Source organism: Xanthomonas sp. NCPPB 3582, assembly GCF_041475735.2.
Lineage (GTDB): Bacteria > Pseudomonadota > Gammaproteobacteria > Xanthomonadales > Xanthomonadaceae > Xanthomonas > Xanthomonas codiaei.
The window spans coordinates 3,663,173-3,678,771 of the sequence record NZ_CM192968.1 but is presented as its reverse complement, the minus strand read 5'-3'; the positions used below and the strand labels follow the sequence as shown (position 1 = coordinate 3,678,771).

Below are 15,599 nucleotides of genomic sequence, written 5' to 3'. Positions count from 1 at the left end.
GTGGTCCTTGCGGTGAAGTCCGGCCAAAGGCTAGAGCGCGCCAGGCGCCAGGGCAAGCGGTACGACCGTTTCAATCGCGGTAGCGGCGACCCGGCAAGTGCGTCGTCGCGATGCAGGTCCGGTTCGGAAAGTCGCAGCCCGCAGCGCTGCGTAATCCCGGGGGCGGACTGCCGCCGGCCGCAAGCGGCATGTCTGCGTCCCTGATAGCTCCGGCACGCTGGCGGTACGCCTTGTCCATTGTCAGCCGGTCTTCGTCGTGCATTGCGCGAACACATCGCGCTCGCGTGCATAGATGCTGGTCCTGACCTGCATCAGGCCCAGCACCGAGGGGAACAGCGCGTCCTGGTCGGTGTACTGGCCGGCGCGGTGGCGCAGGCAGGTCTCGTCAAGTCCGCGGTCGCGCGCGAATTCCGGCGAGAACCACATCACCATCGGCACGTGGGTCTGCTCTTTCGGCGCAATGGCGTACGGCACGCCGTGCAGGTACAGGCCCTTTTCGCCCAGCGATTCGCCGTGATCGGACAGATAGATCATGGCAGTGTCGTAGTCGGGCAGGCCGCGCAGGGTGTGGATGGCCTGGCTGAGGAAATGGTCGGTATAGCTGATGGAATTGTCGTAGGCGTTGACGATGTCCTGGCGGCTGCAGCTGCCCAGGTCGGCGGTCTTGCAGACCGGCTTGTAGCGTTCGAACTGCGCCGGGTAGCGTTCGAAATAACTGGGACCGTGGCTACCGAGTTGATGCAGCACCACCACCCGATCGCCGGGCTTGGCGCGCACCTGCGCGGCCAGGTCGCCGAGCAGGATTTCGTCCATGCAGCGGCCATCGGCGCACAGCCCCGGCGTGGTGGCGTCATCGAGTTTCTGCAGTTGCAGGCCATCGCAGACGCCCTTGCAACCGGATTGGTTGTCGCGCCACAAGGTCGAAATGCCGGCGTGCTCGAGCACATGCAGCAGCGACTGGTGACCACGGATCCTGTCTTCGTTGTAGTCGCGGCGGCCGAACGGCGAGAACATGCAGGGCACCGAGACCTCGGTGCTGGTGCCGCAGGAATGCATGTCCGGAAAATTGATCACCCCGGCCTGCGCCAGCTCCGGCGTGGTCTGCCGCGCATAGCCGTTGAGGCCCCAGTTCTGCGCGCGCGCGGTTTCGCCCAGCACCACCAGCAACAGGCGCGGGCGGCTGCCTGACGCGCGCGGGGTGGCCATGGCATCGTGTTCGACAGGTTGCTTGGGGGCGTGCTTGATCGGCGAGTCGGACTTCAGGTTCTGGCGCAGCGCGACGATGTAGTTGATCGGCGTGGCCAAGTAGCGCACCTCGCGGTGATTGCGCATCAGGGCCGAGATGTCCTGGAACGACAGCATCGCACCGCCCGCACCCACCACGGCCACTGCCAACAGGAAGCCGCACCGCCACAGCAGCGACTTGCCAATGCTGCGCACGCGCAGACGGATGCACCACAGCAGCACTGTCGGAATCAGGAAGTAGCACAGCAGCGGCAGGATCAGGCCGGGCGTGAGCAGCTCGCGCGATTCCTTGTGGTCGGTATGCAGCACGTTGCGCAGCATGTCCGCGTCCAGATAGACGTTGTAGCTGTCCATGTAGTGCGCGGCCAATGCGGTGGTGAACAGGAGCAACGTCAGCAGAGGTCTGGCGTTCCAGCGCCACACCAGCAGCCCCAGCAGCAGCGCATGCACGGCGACCAGCAACGCCATCAACGAGAGCGCAAATCCAATACTGCCCGGGTGCGTGGCCATCGCCGTGCGCCAGAACAGCTGGTTGCACACCAGCGCAAAGAACAGGCTCGACAGCAGGATCAATGCCTCGGTCGACACCGTGGGGCGCATGCGCCACGTCAGCGATCGCGCGCCGATCCGCGCATGCGGTTCCGGTAGCCAGGTGCTCATGCCGCATCCCCCGATGGCAGCAGCGGTTGGAGCGCGCGACGCGGGCGCGCCAGCATCACGTAGTACAAGCCCAGCGCGGTCAGCCAGCACACCGCCAGCGACCACAGGTCGTGCGACAGGAAATGCGCGCCGCGTAACTGCTGGGCGATGCCGAAGATCAGGCCTGCCGCCAGGCCGATGGACAACCCCTGCAGGCGCCATGCGGGGCGCAGCGACAGTGCGCAGAAATACAGCGCCACCCACGCATAGCCGGCACTGGCATGGCCAGCGGGAAAACACCCGGACGCAGCAATGCCATGGCGCGATTCGAACAGCCCCACCATCGCCTGCGTGCCGCCATAGCGGCTCAGGTCCCACGGGCAATCCATCGCAGTCCATGACTTGAGCAGCGAGACCAGCGAGGTCGACACTGCAACCGAGGCGCCCAGATAGGTGAGCGGCCAGCGCAGCACGCGCAGGCGAGGCTTGCACCACGCCGCCACGGCCAGGATCACCACGCTGACGCCGGCTGCGGTGCTCAACCATTTGCCGACACGATGCACCACGCCGCTGGTGAACCAATGATCCTTGAGCAGCCAATGCCCGCCTTGCAGCCGATACAGCGCATCGGCCACCCATTGGTCGCCGCCGGCGCCCATCAGCAAGGCACTGGCTACCAGCGCGCCCGCCAATGGCAGCCACAGATGGCGGGCAAGAAAGTGCGTGTGTGCAACGGTGGCAGTGCGTGCCAGGGCAGGCGAAAAAACCGGAAGCGTGGTCATCGAAACGTCGGGCTGTGTCAATGCCCGGCATCTTCGAAACCCCGATGTCGGAGAGCGGTCGGACCGGAGTTGCTCAGGCGTTAACCCAACACCTGTCGTTCAGTCTGCGTCGCTGTCGCCACCGGTTTGTTCGGACGCGGTCGTGGTGCAGCCGGCATGCCACGCCGTGCCCGGAATCAGCTGCCAGCGATTGCGGTTGGATTCGCCGATGTCGATACGCCGCGCCGGATCGATGCAGGCCGGTACCGCCTGCTCGAGCACGAACAGCCAGCGTTTTTCCGGCGCTTGCGCCAGCCACGGGCCGGCCTTGGCCCATTGCGCCTGCCAACTCGCCTTGAAGCCGAAATCGGTCACCGGCCGGTCGGCCTGCAACAGGTTCTGCTCGCGCCAGGCCAGCATGCCCAGTTCGGCATCGGGCCCGATGCGTTGCCCCACGCGTTGCATCAGCCGTGCAGAGGAACTGTACGGATCCAGCGCCGGCATCAGGCCCAGGCCCTGCACCATCCACAGCGCGGCGGTCATCGCCACCACCGCCGTCCCGGCGCGTTTGCCGCGCGACCAGGCCACTGCGCCGGCACCGATCACGCCCAGGCCGAGCAGCCAGAATCCCACCGGCCGCAGCGAGGCAAGTTCCATCCCGCGCTTCAAGGCGGTGGTTTCCGCCCAGGGCAGATGCAGCGCGATCGCGCCGCCCAGCACCAGCCCGGCAAGCGCCAGCACCACCACGTAGCCGGTCAGCACCGCGCGCACGCCGCGCCTGCGCAGCAGCCCGGGCAGCAACGGCGCCGCCGCCATGCACAGCGCAGGCAGCATCGGAAAGATATAGACCTCGCGCTTGCCCGGGCTGGCGCTGAAGAACAGCAGGACCAGCACGCTCCACGCCAGCAGCAACACATGGCGCGGATCGCCACGCCGCAACCGGCGCCACCACGCCGGCAACAGCCAGGGCAGCAACAGGCAGCCGGGCAGCCACAAGGTGGCGATCACCTGCAGGTAGTACCAGGCCGGTTTGACGTGATGCCAGGCGTGCGCGTAGCGGGTGCCGGTCTGCTTGAACAGCAACTCGTGCGCGTAGGCGTGCAACTGCGGGTCCTGGCTGTGCAGCAGCGCGATGCCCAGCGGCCCCAGCCACACCGCGGTGCCGGCCACGAATGCCGGCAACACCAGCAACCAGGTGCGGCCGGCCTGCGCACGCGCGGGCAGCACGCTCCAGTGCCTGCGCGGCAGCGCCATCCATGGCAGCAACAGCAGCAGCGGCAGGAAGCCCACGCCCTTGGTGACCGTGCCGACGCCGGCGGCGAACAGCCCCAGTGTCCACGCGCGCCAATCCGGCCCGCGCAGCAGATGCCGCAGCATTCCCCACAACGCCAGCGTGGTCAGCGCCACCAGCACCATGTCGATCTGCGCGCGCTTTGCCATCAGGCCGAACTGCAGCACCGCGAACAGGGCCAGCACCGCATCGCCGGCCACGCGCCGGTTCCACAGCCGGCGCGTCAGATCCCAGGTCAGCCACAGCGTGACCAGTGCGGCCAGCAGCGAGGGCAGCAGGAACGCCACCGGCCAGTGCGGCACCAGCTCATAGGTCGCCGCCTGCAGCCACATGAACACCGGCGGCTTTTCCGCGTACAGCTCGCTGCCACGGTGCGGCAGCAACCACTGGCCGCTCTCGACCATGGTGCGTGCCGCCAGCACGAAGCGCGGCTCGTCCGGCGGATTGGGCTGGCGCAGCCCCAGGCCGGCCAGCAGGCTGACGACAATCAGCAGCAATGCCACCAACAGCGCAGGGCGGTGGGGCAGGGAGGCAGAGGTGGCTGGCGGCACGCGCACGCCTCGAGTGAAAGGGGCGGAACGATAGCTGGCGACCTTGTCGGAATTTTGTCGGAAGCCCTGCCGCCGCGCGCGCCGAACGACGAGGGCAGTCGGCGGCCGGCTGGCCTCGGGTAGGATGCGCACAGCGTCCCTGTCGGACCGTTCTGGAATCGCGCGCATGCGGCTGCTGGTCATCGAAGACAACCGCAACATGGTTGCCAACCTGTTCGATTATTTCGAAGCCCGCGGGCACACCCTGGACGCGGCGCCCGACGGCATCACCGGCCTGCATCTGGCCACCACCCAGCACTACGACGTGCTGGTGCTGGACTGGATGATGCCGCGCATGGATGGCCCGGAGGTGTTGCGCCGCCTGCGCGAGCAGCATCATTCCGAGCTGCCGGTGATCATGCTCACCGCGCGCGACGAATTGCCCGACAAGATCGCCGGCTTTCGCGCCGGGGCCGACGATTACCTGACCAAGCCGTTCGCGCTGCCCGAGCTGGAAGTGCGCATCGACGCCTTGCTCGCCCGTGCACATGGTCGGCGCCGCGGCAAGGTATTGCAGGTGGCCGATCTGCGGCTGGACCTGGCGACCCTGGAAGCCACCCGTGCGGGCCAGGCGCTGCATCTGTATCCGGCCTGCCGCAAGCTGCTGGAAGTGCTGATGCAGGCCAGTCCGGCAGCGGTCACCCGGCAACGCCTGGAACAGGCGCTGTGGGGCGACGACCCGCCCGATGGCGACATGCTGCGCTCGCATATCTACGAACTGCGCCGCAGCGTGGACGGTCCGTTCGCGCAGAAGCTGATCCACACCCTGCCGCGGCTCGGCTATCGCCTGGCGGCGCTGGATGCCGCCGGCGAATCGGCCGGCAACGCGTGCGTCGATGGCTAGGCCGCGCCCGCTGGGCCGGCGCGTCATGCTGTGGCTGTTCGGCTACACCTTGCTGATGACGTTGGCGGTGTTCGGCACCGCGCAGTATCTGCATGAGCGTGCCGAGCACGGCGTGTGGCGCTCGCTGCTGAATTCCGAACTGGACAGCATCCTGGAGCGCAGCGTGCGCAATCCGGACTACCACTGGCAGGACTCGGACACCTTGCGGCTGTACCGCATCGATGGCTCGGCCGGCGTGCCGCCGGTGCTGCGTACGCTGCACCCCGGCCTGCACGACGAGCTGGAGATCGCCGGCCGCCAGAGCGCAGTGATGGTGCGCGACACGCCGCAGGCCGGCCGCCTGGCGCTGGTGCTGGACATCACCGATTTCGAGGCGCTGGAAAAATTTCTCACCCGCTGGATGCTGGCGGCCGGCGTCGCGTTGATCGGCATCACCTTGCTGATGGGCGCCTACGCGATGGCGCGGCTGGTGCACCCGCTGGTGGAGCTGGCCCGCGACATCGGCGCGTTGCGCCCGGAACGACGCGCGCAACAGATCACCGTGGGCGCGCAGGGCAGTGCCGAGCTCTACGTCATCGCCGATGCGCTCAACGATTATCTGGAACGCAACAGCCAGTTCGTCGAGCGCGAACGCGCCTTCATCGACAGCGCCAGCCACGAGCTGCGCACCCCGATCGCGGTGATCGGCAATGCGGTGGAGCTGGCGCTGGAACAGCCGGGCACGCCGCCGGCGGTGCGCCACCAGCTCACCCGCATCGCGCAGACCAGCGCCGCGGTGGAGCAGCTGATCACCTTGCTGCTGGTGCTTGCGAAGGATCCGGGGCGGCTGGTACGCAGCGGCGATGCCGTGCGGCTGGATCACCTGCTGCCGGAGATCGTCGCCGACCATGCGCATCTGTGTGCCGACAAGGATCTGCAGGTGGTCATCGACCCGCTCCCGTCGTGCAGCCTGACCGCGCCGATGGCCATCGTGCAGACCGCCATCGGCAACCTGCTGCGCAACGCGATCGAGAACAGCGACCGCGGCGTCATCCGCGTCCGGCTGTCCGCGCCGGGCGTGGTGCGCATCGCCGACCCGGGGCACGGAATGAGCCCGGAGGAAATCAGCGCCATCTACGCGCGCCTGGCGCGCGGCAACGCACGGCAGGGCAACGGCATCGGCCTGGAACTGATCGGCCGGCTCTGCGAGCACCTGGGCTGGCACCTGCAGCTGGAATCCGATGCGGGGCAGGGCACCGTGGCGACGCTGGACCTGTCCGCTGCGATCGCCACGACCGAATCGAGGGCGACCTAGCGCGGCTACCAAAACGTAGCGAGCAGTCGTCAGACGGGTGCTGACGGCGCCGCTCCTAGGCTGGCAACAAGCCGCGCGCCTCCAGCCAGCTGCGCGCATTTTCCGCATCCTGCTCGAACCAGGCGCGGGTGGAGCCCAGGCGGTAGGTGTATCCCCAGGCATCCATGTCGGCCATCAGCCGTGCGCTGCCCACGCCGGGTAGCTGGTCGGCCAGCAGGATCTGCAGGTAACAGGTGGCATCTTCCTCATCCACCGAATCGGTGGCGTCGGTGTGCACGGCGGCGCGCCTGTCGGCCGGCAGCACGATCAGATGCCCGGCCTCGTGCAGCATCGAATGCACCGGCGTGTCGTCGCGCACATACACATCGCAGCCGATGATGCCGGCCTCCGGTTCGCCCCAGAAACTGCCCGGTATCGGCGCGCCGGTCGCCACGCGATGCAGGCGCAGGCCGTAGCGTGCGAGCAGGGCAGCCGGCGCATCCAGGCCGATATCGGCCACACACAGCACGCCGGATGCCTCGGGCGCCGTCGCGGGGTGAGGGGTCATACGCAATGGCTCGCGGTCGGGAGCGCCGCAAGGGCGCACGATGGGCGGAAACCGAAACGGCACCGTGCAGGCACGGTGCCGCTGGAAGGATGTCGCATCACGCCACCGTGCTCCGTGCCAGCGAGCACGGACGGCGTGCCGGCATCCATGACCAGGCTTACTTGTCGCCGTCTTCCGGCAAGGCGACCGAGATATCCAGCACGTCGTGCTCGCCGTCCTTGACCAGATCAACCCGCACCGCATCGGCGTCGATGTTGACGTACTTCTTGATCACTTCCAGCAATTCGCGCTGCATCAGCGGCAGATAATCCGGCCCGCCGCGGTGGCTGCGCTCCTGCGCAATGATGATCTGCAGGCGGTTCTTGGCCGTCTCGGCGGTGTTCTTCTTGCTCTTGAGAAAATCGAGCAGGCCCATGCTTACCCTCCGAACAGCTTGCTGAAGAAGCCCTTCTTCTCCACGGATGTGAATCGCATCGGGCGCTCCTCGCCCATGATGCGGGCGACTGCGTCGTCATACGCCTGGCCGGCCGGGGACTCGGCATCCAGGATCACCGGCTCGCCCTTGTTGGAGGCGTTGAGCACGTCGCCGGATTCGGGAATCACGCCGATCGCCTTCAGGCCCAGCACTTCTTCCACGTCGGTGATGCTGAGCATCTCGCCGCCTTCCACGCGGCCCGGGCTGTAGCGGGTCAGCAGCAGGAAGGCCGGCACGGTCTTGCCTTCCTCGGCCTTGCGGGTCTTGGAGTCGAGCAGGCCGATGATGCGGTCGGAGTCGCGCACCGAGGACACTTCCGGGTTCACCACCACTACCGCGCGGTCGGCGAAGTACATCGCCAGGAACGCGCCTTTTTCGATGCCGGCCGGCGAGTCGCAGACGATGTAGTCGAAGCCGTCGGCGGCCAGGTCCTTGAGCACCTTCTCCACGCCGTCCTGGGTCAGTGCGTCCTTGTCGCGGGTCTGCGAGGCGGCCAGCACGTACAGGTTCTCGAAGCGCTTGTCCTTGATCAGCGACTGCTTGAGCGTGGCTTCGCCGTGCACGACGTTGACGAAGTCGTACACCACGCGCCGCTCGCAGCCCATGATCAGGTCCAGGTTGCGCAGACCGACGTCGAAGTCGATGACGGCGACCTTCTTGCCGCGCCGTGCCAGCCCGCAGGCCAGGCTCGCGCTGGTGGTGGTCTTGCCGACGCCGCCCTTGCCGGAGGTGACTACGATGATTTCAGCCAAAGGATTTCTCCGAATGTTTCTGTGGTTGGGCTGCGTCAATCAAGCGCAGCGATCTTGATCTGATCCTGCTCCAGCCAGACCTGGACGGCCTTGCCACGCAGGTCCATGGGAACATCGTCCAGCACCTTGTAGTGGCCAGCGATGGCGACCAGTTCGGCGTGGAAGTCGCGGCAGAAGATGCGCGCGTCCGGGTTGCCCTGCGCGCCGGCCAAAGCGCGGCCACGCAGGGTACCGTAGATATGGATGCTGCCGTCGGCGATGACCTCCGCTCCGGCACCGACCGTATTGAGCACAGTCAGGTCGCAATTCTCCGCATACAGCTGCTGGCCCGAGCGCACCGCGGTACGTTGCATGCGGCCAGGCGCCGGGCGCGCGGCCGGCGGCGCCGGCTCGGCGCGCGCAGGGGGCGGTGGAGGCGGTGGGCTGACCGCGGTGGGCTCGTACTGGGCACGGAACTTGGCCAGCAACGGCAGGCCGAGCTGCTGCGACAGCAGGTCGATCTCGCTGGTGCCGTAGGCCAGCGCCACCGGCAGCACGCCGGCATCGCGCAGGCCATCCAGCAGTGCCTTGGCGGTGCCCATGTCCGGCACCTGCGACAGCCCGCCGAAATCCAGGATCACCGCCGCCCGCCCGAACAGCTTGGGCGCGCGGGTCACGCGCTCGCGCATTTCCTGCACCAGCCGCGGCACATCCAGGGTGCGCACGCGCAGGTTGGCGATGCCCACCTGGCCGATCTTCAGCTCGCCGGCCTGTTCAAAATCCACATTCACACTCGACACGCCTCAGCTCCCCGTCGATGGATTGGCGGTGGCGGCGGCATGGCGCGGCCGGCCCACCCACGGCAGGTCTTCGGGCAGCTTGCCGCCATAGGTTTCCTTGACCCATGGATAGCTGCACATGTCCTTCATCAGCATGCTGGCGCGCACGTCCACGTCCGGCATGGTGTTCTGGCCCACCTCGCGGAAGCCGAAGCTGCCATGGAACAGCAGCGCCGCATCGGCACCGTGGTCCAGGAACACCTCGCAGGCCAGCTGCGGGTAACGCAGCTCGGTATAGCTCTGCACGTCGGCGTAGAACGCCCGCCCGACGCCGCCGCCGCGCCGGCGGCTGGCGACCACGATGCGGTCGATATAGAAGAATTCCGGATGACGGTCCCGGAACCAGGCGAAATTGCTGCTGTCATGGGCACTGCCGCTGCCGAACCCGACCAGGAACCCGGCCAGGTTGCCGTCGCGCTCGGCGACGCGGAAATATTCGGCCTGGGCGTAGAACCGTTGCAGCTTGGTTGAATCCAGCGGCAGGATCGCCAGTCCGGCATTGTTGTTCAGGGCCAGGACGGAATCGAGCTCGTGCTCGCGCACGTCGCGGATGACGATCGACATTGGGACTCCGTGGGGTAACGCTCTCGACCCGAAATCGGATCTGCGTCGGATTATTACATGCGTGGCCTGAAGCGGCGACCCGGCGCGTGCCCGCCGCTGGTCGCGCGCCCGGGCAATGAGCCAATGCGCAGCGCCCGACGCATGCCGCCGACGCATGCCGCGCCGCTGCGCCGCCGACCCGATTGCTGGTCCGCAAGCGCTGGCCGGCGCATGCATGACTTCCGGCAAGAGGGCAGCGGCGGCGCTTGGGCCTAAGATGCGGACATGTTGGGATACCTCAGCCATACGCGCGTCCTGCGCTTCGCCGGCCTGTTCACCTGGGCGATGATCGCCATGCCCTTGGTGTTCATCTACTGGGCACCCGCCGAGGAGGGCGACCACCGCAGCGTGATGGAGGCGGCCTTGATGTCGGCGTTCTTCGTCGGCTTCGGGGCCAGCTATTTCTGGTTGACGCGTGGCCTGAGCAGCGGCGGCCATGCCCACTGGTACGACCGGCTGATCCTGCTGTTGCTCACGGTCTGCGCGCTTGCGGTGAGCTATCTCACCCGGACCGGGCTCGGCAGCATCCTGATGATGGTGGCGGCCGGTGTGATCCCCTGGTTGTTGCCGCTGCGCGTTGGCGTGGTCTGGCTGGTGCTGAGCCAGCTGGCCGTGCTTCCGGTCTACCACCTGTTGCTGGGGTTTCCGGTCTCGGGCGCGCTGATGCAGTCGCTGCTCTACGGCGGCTTTTCGATGTTCATCTTCGTCACCAGCCTGGTGGCCCGCCAGCAGGCCGAGGCCCGCGAGGAACAGCGCCGGCTCAACGCCGAACTGCGCGCCACCCGTGCGCTGCTGGCCGAAAGCGCGCGCATCAACGAACGCACCCGCATCTCGCGCGAGTTGCACGACCTGCTCGGGCACCACCTGACCGCGCTCAGCCTCAACCTGGAAGTGGCCGGCCACATCACCGAAGGCCAGGCCCAGGAGCATGTGCGCCAGGCGCATACCCTGGCCAAGCTGCTGCTCACCGACGTGCGCGAAGCGGTCAGCCAGCTGCGCGACAGCGGCGCGATCGACCTGGAAGCGGCGCTGCGGCCGCTGGTGACCCAGGTGCCGTCGCTGGACATCCACCTGGACATCGCCCAGCCGCTGACCCTGGACGACCCCGAGCGCGCCCATGTGCTGCTGCGCTGCACCCAGGAGATCATCACCAATGCGGTGCGCCACGCCGGCGCGCGTAACCTGTGGATCCAGGTGCGGCGCGATGCGGGGACGGTGTTGATCGATGCCCGCGACGATGGCCATGGTGCCGATGCGGTGGCGCCCGGCAACGGCTTGCGCGGCATGCGCGAGCGGCTCAGCCAGTATGGTGGGCAGCTGGAAATCCAAACCCGGCGAGGTGACGGCTTCGGCCTGCGCATCTCCGTTCCAGGCGCGCCGGCACTGATGCCTGCGGCCGTGACCCAAGGAGTGTTCTGATGATCCGTGTGTGCCTGGTCGACGACCAAACCCTGGTGCGCCAGGGGATCCGCTCGCTGTTGGCGCTGGACAACGGCATCGAGGTGGTGGCCGAGGCCTCTGACGGAAAGCAGGCGGTGGAGCAGATCCCGCAGATCCAGCCGGACGTGGTGCTGATGGATATGCGCATGCCGGTGATGTCCGGCCTGGAAGCGCTGCAGATGCTCTCGCGCAACGGCACGCTGCCGCCGACCATCATCCTGACCACCTTCGACGACGACCAGCTGGTGCTGGCCGGGCTCAAGGCCGGCGCCAAGGGCTACCTGCTCAAGGACGTCTCGCTGGAACAGCTGGTCGGCGCTATCCGCACCGTGGCCGAGGGCGGCTCGCTGGTGCAGCCGGCAGTGACCCAGCGCCTGCTCTCGGGCCTGGAACACATGCGCAACGAGTTCGTCAGCCTGGACCGGCCCGATCCGCTCACCGACCGCGAGACCGAGATCCTGCGCCTGATGGCCAGCGGCTTTTCCAACAAGGAGATCGCCAATTCGCTGGGCGTAGCCGAGGGCACTATCAAGAATCACGTGTCCAACATCCTGTCCAAACTTGGCGTACGCGACCGCACCCGCGCGGTGCTGAAGGCGTTCGAGCTGCAGTTGGTGTGACGGCAGCATGTCCCGCCCGGCGCAGCGCGCCGGGCGTTCGCGGGCGCGCAAGCCTGCGGCTTGCAGGTGGCGTTCGCTCACCCTGTCCCGGCGGCAAGTGCAGTGGCGCCGGCTTGCCTGTGGATTGCATCGGTGGCGGCTTGGCGACGGCCCGCATCGGTCCGATCGGGCGTCGTGCCCTGGCGGCATCACACGCAGGCAGCGTGGGATGTGCATGATGGCTGCGCGCGATTGGCGCAAACCCTTGCAACGGCTGGGATTGCGCAGCTCCAGCGCGGCCCTGCACGCGCCAAATGACACCGCAAGACCGCGCTACCCGTCGCACAACTGAACATCTTTGCCGAAGCCTGCTAGGATGGTGGCTTCGCTTCACTCAACCCGGCCGTGGGATCGGCCCCGGAGACCTCCTGAATGACCCGTATTATCGAGTTCCTGATCGCCTTGGGGATCGTGGCTGGCTTGTTTGTCGTGGTGGGCCTGGTGTTGCCCTCGGAACGGCAGATGTCCGAGAGTGTTGAGACCAACCGCCGAATGACGATCGTTTACGACACTGTGAACAGCTTCCGTCGTTTCAAGGATTGGAACCCGCTTGTGCTGCGCGACCCGAAGATCCAGCTGAAGCTGGTCGGCCCGGAAGAGGGCAAGGGTGCACGTGTCGAGTACAGCTCCACCGAAGGCTACATCGGCAACGGCAGCTGGGAAATCACCAACACCGTCAAGAACGAGCGTGTCGAGATCGCGATCGAAGATCCCACCAAGGGCTACGACAAGGTCACCAACTTCACCCTGGCACCGACCGGCAAGAACAACAGGAACGTCAAGATCACGCAGGACTACAGCGTCAAGTACGGCTGGAACCTGTTCGGTCGCTATGCCGGCCTGTATGTCAGCCGCCACGTTGGCGACGATCTGAAGCTGGGTCTGTCGCGTCTGGCTACCGCACTGGCCACCGTGCCGAACTTCGACTACCGCGCGCAGCTGGATGGCAAGCCGGTGTTGAGCGATCTCAAGATCGTCGACGTGCCGGCCGAAGACCTGCTGGTCGTCACCGCGGGCAACATCGACCGCGATAACGAGACCATCAAGAAGTCGATCAAGGACAACCAGGAGTGGATCAAGCGCGTGATGGACGCCAATGGTCTGGAAGCTGCTGGCCCGGTCCGTATCGTCACCACCGACTTCGCCACCGACAAGTACGCCTTCGACGTCGTGCAGCCGGTCCGCAAGCGTGCCGGTGGCGCGCCGAAGACCGACACCGCCAAGACCGACGCCAAGAAGGATGACGCGGCAGCCGCTGCTCCGGTCGATGCGACTCCGGTCGCTGCCACCGGCGAAGAGCTGAAGCTCAACATCCCGTCCGAGGCACCGGTGAAGTACCAGCGCACTCCGGCGCACCGCTCGGCGTTTGCGACCTATGCGGGCCACATGGCGGGCCTGGATGCGGTACGTAACTCGCTGCGCGCCTGGGCTGCCACCAGCGGCATGGATGTGACCGAGCGTCCGTACGAAGCCTGGAAGGGCGGCGTGGACAAGTCGTTCACCCAGGACGGTACCTACGATGTCTACTGGGCCATCAAGTAATCGTCTTACCGCGATGACCTGATCCAGACCAAAGCGCGCCGCAGTCCTGCGGCGCGCTTTTTTTTGGCGCTACGGCGCTGCCGGGGAAGTTGCCTGCATGTCCTTGCTCGACCGTCGTAAGAAACACCCCTCGCTGCTGGCGTTCTGCGGCGGCCTGCTGGCCGCCGTGGCCGTCGGGTTGTCGGCTTACGCCTCGCACGGCGTGGCCGATGCGCTGGTGCAGTCGCGGCTACAGCTGGCGTCGCTGTATGCGTTCGGCCATGGCGCGGTACTGACCGTGCTGGGCGCTGCCGAAACGCGCGTGCTCGGGCGGGTTGGCTTGTACCTGCTGCTGCTCGGCACGCTGCTGTTTGCCGGCAGCCTGGTCGGCGGCGCGTTGCTGCACTGGCCGACCAGCCTGGCACCGGTGGGCGGGGTCAGCCTGATGCTGGGCTGGGTGCTGCTGGCCATTGGCGCGTTGAGACGTTGAAATGCCGCGGCATGCGCGCGGGTTCGATGTGGAGGCCGCCTTTGCGCATCTGGTCCGGCGCGATCGCGCGCTGGGGGCGTGGATGCGACGGGTCGGCCCCATCGCCGCGCAGCCGGGCTGGCGCAAACCGTTCGACCCGGTGGATGCGTTGGCGCGCGCGATCCTGTTCCAGCAGCTCAGCGGCAAGGCCGCGTCCACCATCGTGGCACGGGTGGAAGTGGCCATCGGCGCGAGCCGGCTGCATGCCGGCACGCTGGCGCGCGTGGACGATGCCGCGTTGCGCGCCTGCGGTGTGTCCGGCAACAAGGCGTTGGCGCTCCGCGACCTGGCGCAGCGCGAACTGGCCGGTGAAATTCCTTCGCTGCGCAGCATGGCCTTCATGCCCGACGAAGCCATTGTGCAGACGCTGGTACCGGTCCGTGGCATCGGCCGCTGGACGGTGGAAATGATGCTGATGTTCCGCCTGGGCCGCCCGGACCTGCTGCCCATCGACGACCTGGGCGTGCGCAAGGGTGCCCAGCGCGTGGACAGGCACGAACAGATGCCTGCCCCCAAGGCATTGGCCGAACGCGGCGAACGCTGGGGTCCCTACCGCACGTATGCCGCGTTCTATCTCTGGAAGATCGCCGACTTCAGTATCGCCGCCAAGGTGCCGACACCGCGTTCGCAGGAGTGATCAGGCATGGAGCGCGACGCGAGCTCCGCATGCCTCACACCGCGTGCCAGCGCCAATGCCACGGCTCGTAGACGATGCCATGCGGGTTGTGGCGCGGGTAGCTCAGGCGATAGCCAAAATCCGGAGCATGCCGGCTCAGCCACGCAAACGCTGCGGTAGCCTCGAACGACTCTTCGGCCGGCAGTTCGCCGGGGGTGCCGATATCCAGCGCGTCGCCGCTGTGGTGCTCGCTGAAACCGGGCGCTGCGTTGACTGCCAGAATCTGCTGCAACGATAGTCCGCGTGCGAACTTGCGCTCGAAGATGCCCAGTTGGTAATCGTGGCTGCGATAGCCGGAGATGGCATCCAGCACGATGTCCGCGCGCAGTGCTGCCGCACGCATCAGGCGCCACGCACGCGCCGCGCCGTCGCTCAACCACAATGGCCGCCCGAAGCGGTCGTGTCCGGCGAACTGCAGCGTGGCCGGCTCCGCGATCAGGGACAGGCCGGTCTGTCGCACGTAGTCGTCCGCGGCCAGCCCCAGCTGCGCCAGGCGTCGCTGCAGTCCATCGATCGCCAGCGCTGCGCCGCTGGACCGCACGGGGCCCGTCGCGGCAGCCTGCAGCCGGTCCAGCGCTTCGTCCAGACCGGGCTCGCGCGGTAGGTGCGGAATCAACGGCATGATCCCCCATGGCAGCTGCGCGGCCAGATAGCGTCCGTCGCGCTTGCGCCGCAGCAGCCAGTCGGCCTGCGCCAGTACGCGGGCGTCGGCATTGCTGCGCGCGTGCAGTAGCGCGGCAGGCAGCAGTTCGATGGCGGTGGTGTTGAGCAGCAGGGTCAGGGTCGGGCGCATCGCGACAGGGTAGGGCGAACGGTGATGCGCGGCCAGACGTTGCAGACCCGGCGGGCATTTCCGGCCGGCGAGCTGCCGGTCGTGCGCGGTGGCGACGATGCCGACAAGGCGCGCGCGATTCC

General features: G+C 67.2%; 16 protein-coding genes. 7 read left to right on the top strand and 9 right to left on the bottom strand.

Annotated elements, in window-relative coordinates:
• Window positions 1-240: 240 nt before the first annotated feature.
• The 3 genes from ACCQ05_RS15510 to ACCQ05_RS15500 form a co-directional block, all read right to left on the bottom strand.
• Window positions 241-1,905 carry a phosphoethanolamine transferase gene (locus tag ACCQ05_RS15510; protein WP_372391331.1) on the bottom strand — a complete coding sequence of 555 codons (1,665 nt, stop codon included), beginning with the start codon at window positions 1,903-1,905 and terminating at the stop codon, window positions 241-243.
• Window positions 1,902-2,666, bottom strand: a complete 765-nt coding sequence (locus ACCQ05_RS15505; protein ID WP_372391329.1) for a phosphatase PAP2 family protein — start codon at window positions 2,664-2,666, stop codon at window positions 1,902-1,904. Before ACCQ05_RS15505 ends, ACCQ05_RS15510 begins: the two co-directional genes overlap by 4 nt.
• 99 nt (window positions 2,667-2,765) lie before the next feature.
• Window positions 2,766-4,493 carry an ArnT family glycosyltransferase gene (locus ACCQ05_RS15500; RefSeq protein ID WP_372391327.1) on the bottom strand — a complete coding sequence of 576 codons (1,728 nt, stop codon included), beginning with the start codon at window positions 4,491-4,493 and terminating at the stop codon, window positions 2,766-2,768.
• A gap of 160 nt (window positions 4,494-4,653) precedes the next feature.
• Here ACCQ05_RS15500 and ACCQ05_RS15495 point away from each other — a divergent pair, with 160 nt between their 5' ends.
• The gene (locus tag ACCQ05_RS15495) at window positions 4,654-5,370 is read left to right on the top strand and encodes a response regulator transcription factor (RefSeq protein ID WP_228961552.1); all 717 of its coding nucleotides are present in this window, start codon (window positions 4,654-4,656) and stop codon (window positions 5,368-5,370) included.
• A complete protein-coding gene (locus tag ACCQ05_RS15490) occupies window positions 5,363-6,664 on the top strand; it encodes a sensor histidine kinase (protein ID WP_372391325.1) in 1,302 nt (433 codons plus the stop codon). The genes ACCQ05_RS15495 and ACCQ05_RS15490 overlap by 8 nt, the downstream gene beginning before the upstream one ends.
• 55 nt (window positions 6,665-6,719) lie before the next feature.
• Here the strand turns inward: ACCQ05_RS15490 and ACCQ05_RS15485 are convergent, their stop codons facing one another.
• The 5 genes from ACCQ05_RS15485 to ACCQ05_RS15465 all read right to left on the bottom strand — a co-directional run bounded on the left by ACCQ05_RS15485 (window position 6,720) and on the right by ACCQ05_RS15465 (window position 9,820).
• Window positions 6,720-7,211 (bottom strand): hypothetical protein, encoded by a 492-nt coding sequence (locus tag ACCQ05_RS15485; RefSeq protein WP_372391323.1) that lies wholly within the window; start codon window positions 7,209-7,211, stop codon window positions 6,720-6,722.
• 157 nt (window positions 7,212-7,368) lie between these two features.
• Window positions 7,369-7,626, bottom strand: a complete 258-nt coding sequence (gene minE, locus ACCQ05_RS15480) for a cell division topological specificity factor MinE (protein WP_104539532.1) — start codon at window positions 7,624-7,626, stop codon at window positions 7,369-7,371.
• 2 nt (window positions 7,627-7,628) lie between these two features.
• Window positions 7,629-8,438 (bottom strand): septum site-determining protein MinD, encoded by an 810-nt coding sequence (gene minD, locus ACCQ05_RS15475; protein ID WP_372391321.1) that lies wholly within the window; start codon window positions 8,436-8,438, stop codon window positions 7,629-7,631.
• Window positions 8,439-8,473: 35 nt separating this feature from the next.
• Window positions 8,474-9,217, bottom strand: a complete 744-nt coding sequence (gene minC, locus ACCQ05_RS15470; RefSeq protein WP_372391318.1) for a septum site-determining protein MinC — start codon at window positions 9,215-9,217, stop codon at window positions 8,474-8,476.
• Window positions 9,218-9,220: 3 nt separating this feature from the next.
• Window positions 9,221-9,820, bottom strand: coding sequence for a GNAT family N-acetyltransferase (locus ACCQ05_RS15465; protein ID WP_372391316.1), 600 nt, complete (start codon window positions 9,818-9,820; stop codon window positions 9,221-9,223).
• Window positions 9,821-10,084: 264 nt separating this feature from the next.
• Between ACCQ05_RS15465 and ACCQ05_RS15460 the strand changes: the two genes are divergently transcribed.
• The 5 genes from ACCQ05_RS15460 (at window position 10,085) to ACCQ05_RS15440 (ending at window position 14,645) form a co-directional block, all read left to right on the top strand.
• Window positions 10,085-11,278 carry a sensor histidine kinase gene (locus tag ACCQ05_RS15460; protein ID WP_372391310.1) on the top strand — a complete coding sequence of 398 codons (1,194 nt, stop codon included), beginning with the start codon at window positions 10,085-10,087 and terminating at the stop codon, window positions 11,276-11,278.
• Window positions 11,278-11,919 (top strand): response regulator, encoded by a 642-nt coding sequence (locus tag ACCQ05_RS15455; protein WP_104539537.1) that lies wholly within the window; start codon window positions 11,278-11,280, stop codon window positions 11,917-11,919. The genes ACCQ05_RS15460 and ACCQ05_RS15455 overlap by 1 nt, the downstream gene beginning before the upstream one ends.
• Before the next feature lie 411 nt (window positions 11,920-12,330).
• Window positions 12,331-13,500: a polyketide cyclase gene (locus ACCQ05_RS15450; protein ID WP_228961757.1), complete on the top strand. Its 1,170-nt coding sequence runs from the start codon at window positions 12,331-12,333 to the stop codon at window positions 13,498-13,500.
• Window positions 13,501-13,597: 97 nt separating this feature from the next.
• A complete protein-coding gene (locus tag ACCQ05_RS15445) occupies window positions 13,598-13,969 on the top strand; it encodes a DUF423 domain-containing protein (protein WP_372391308.1) in 372 nt (123 codons plus the stop codon).
• Window position 13,970: 1 nt separating this feature from the next.
• Entirely contained in the window at window positions 13,971-14,645 is a 675-nt protein-coding gene (locus ACCQ05_RS15440; protein WP_372391306.1) for a DNA-3-methyladenine glycosylase family protein, read from the top strand.
• A 34-nt stretch (window positions 14,646-14,679) separates the two neighbouring features.
• Here the strand turns inward: ACCQ05_RS15440 and ACCQ05_RS15435 are convergent, their stop codons facing one another.
• A complete protein-coding gene (locus ACCQ05_RS15435) occupies window positions 14,680-15,477 on the bottom strand; it encodes a M15 family metallopeptidase (RefSeq protein ID WP_372391304.1) in 798 nt (265 codons plus the stop codon).
• Window positions 15,478-15,599: the final 122 nt, after the last annotated feature.

Coding starts and splice junctions, on each gene's coding strand:
- ACCQ05_RS15510 (WP_372391331.1), bottom strand. CDS start 1,905: ATGAGCACCTGGCTACCGGAACCGCATGCGCGGATCGGCGCGCGATCG.
- ACCQ05_RS15505 (WP_372391329.1), bottom strand. CDS start 2,666: ATGACCACGCTTCCGGTTTTTTCGCCTGCCCTGGCACGCACTGCCACC.
- ACCQ05_RS15495 (WP_228961552.1), top strand. CDS start 4,654: ATGCGGCTGCTGGTCATCGAAGACAACCGCAACATGGTTGCCAACCTG.
- ACCQ05_RS15490 (WP_372391325.1), top strand. CDS start 5,363: ATGGCTAGGCCGCGCCCGCTGGGCCGGCGCGTCATGCTGTGGCTGTTC.
- ACCQ05_RS15485 (WP_372391323.1), bottom strand. CDS start 7,211: ATGACCCCTCACCCCGCGACGGCGCCCGAGGCATCCGGCGTGCTGTGT.
- minE (WP_104539532.1), bottom strand. CDS start 7,626: ATGGGCCTGCTCGATTTTCTCAAGAGCAAGAAGAACACCGCCGAGACG.
- ACCQ05_RS15465 (WP_372391316.1), bottom strand. CDS start 9,820: ATGTCGATCGTCATCCGCGACGTGCGCGAGCACGAGCTCGATTCCGTC.
- ACCQ05_RS15460 (WP_372391310.1), top strand. CDS start 10,085: ATGTTGGGATACCTCAGCCATACGCGCGTCCTGCGCTTCGCCGGCCTG.
- ACCQ05_RS15455 (WP_104539537.1), top strand. CDS start 11,278: ATGATCCGTGTGTGCCTGGTCGACGACCAAACCCTGGTGCGCCAGGGG.
- ACCQ05_RS15450 (WP_228961757.1), top strand. CDS start 12,331: ATGACCCGTATTATCGAGTTCCTGATCGCCTTGGGGATCGTGGCTGGC.
- ACCQ05_RS15445 (WP_372391308.1), top strand. CDS start 13,598: ATGTCCTTGCTCGACCGTCGTAAGAAACACCCCTCGCTGCTGGCGTTC.
- ACCQ05_RS15440 (WP_372391306.1), top strand. CDS start 13,971: ATGCCGCGGCATGCGCGCGGGTTCGATGTGGAGGCCGCCTTTGCGCAT.
- ACCQ05_RS15435 (WP_372391304.1), bottom strand. CDS start 15,477: ATGCGCCCGACCCTGACCCTGCTGCTCAACACCACCGCCATCGAACTG.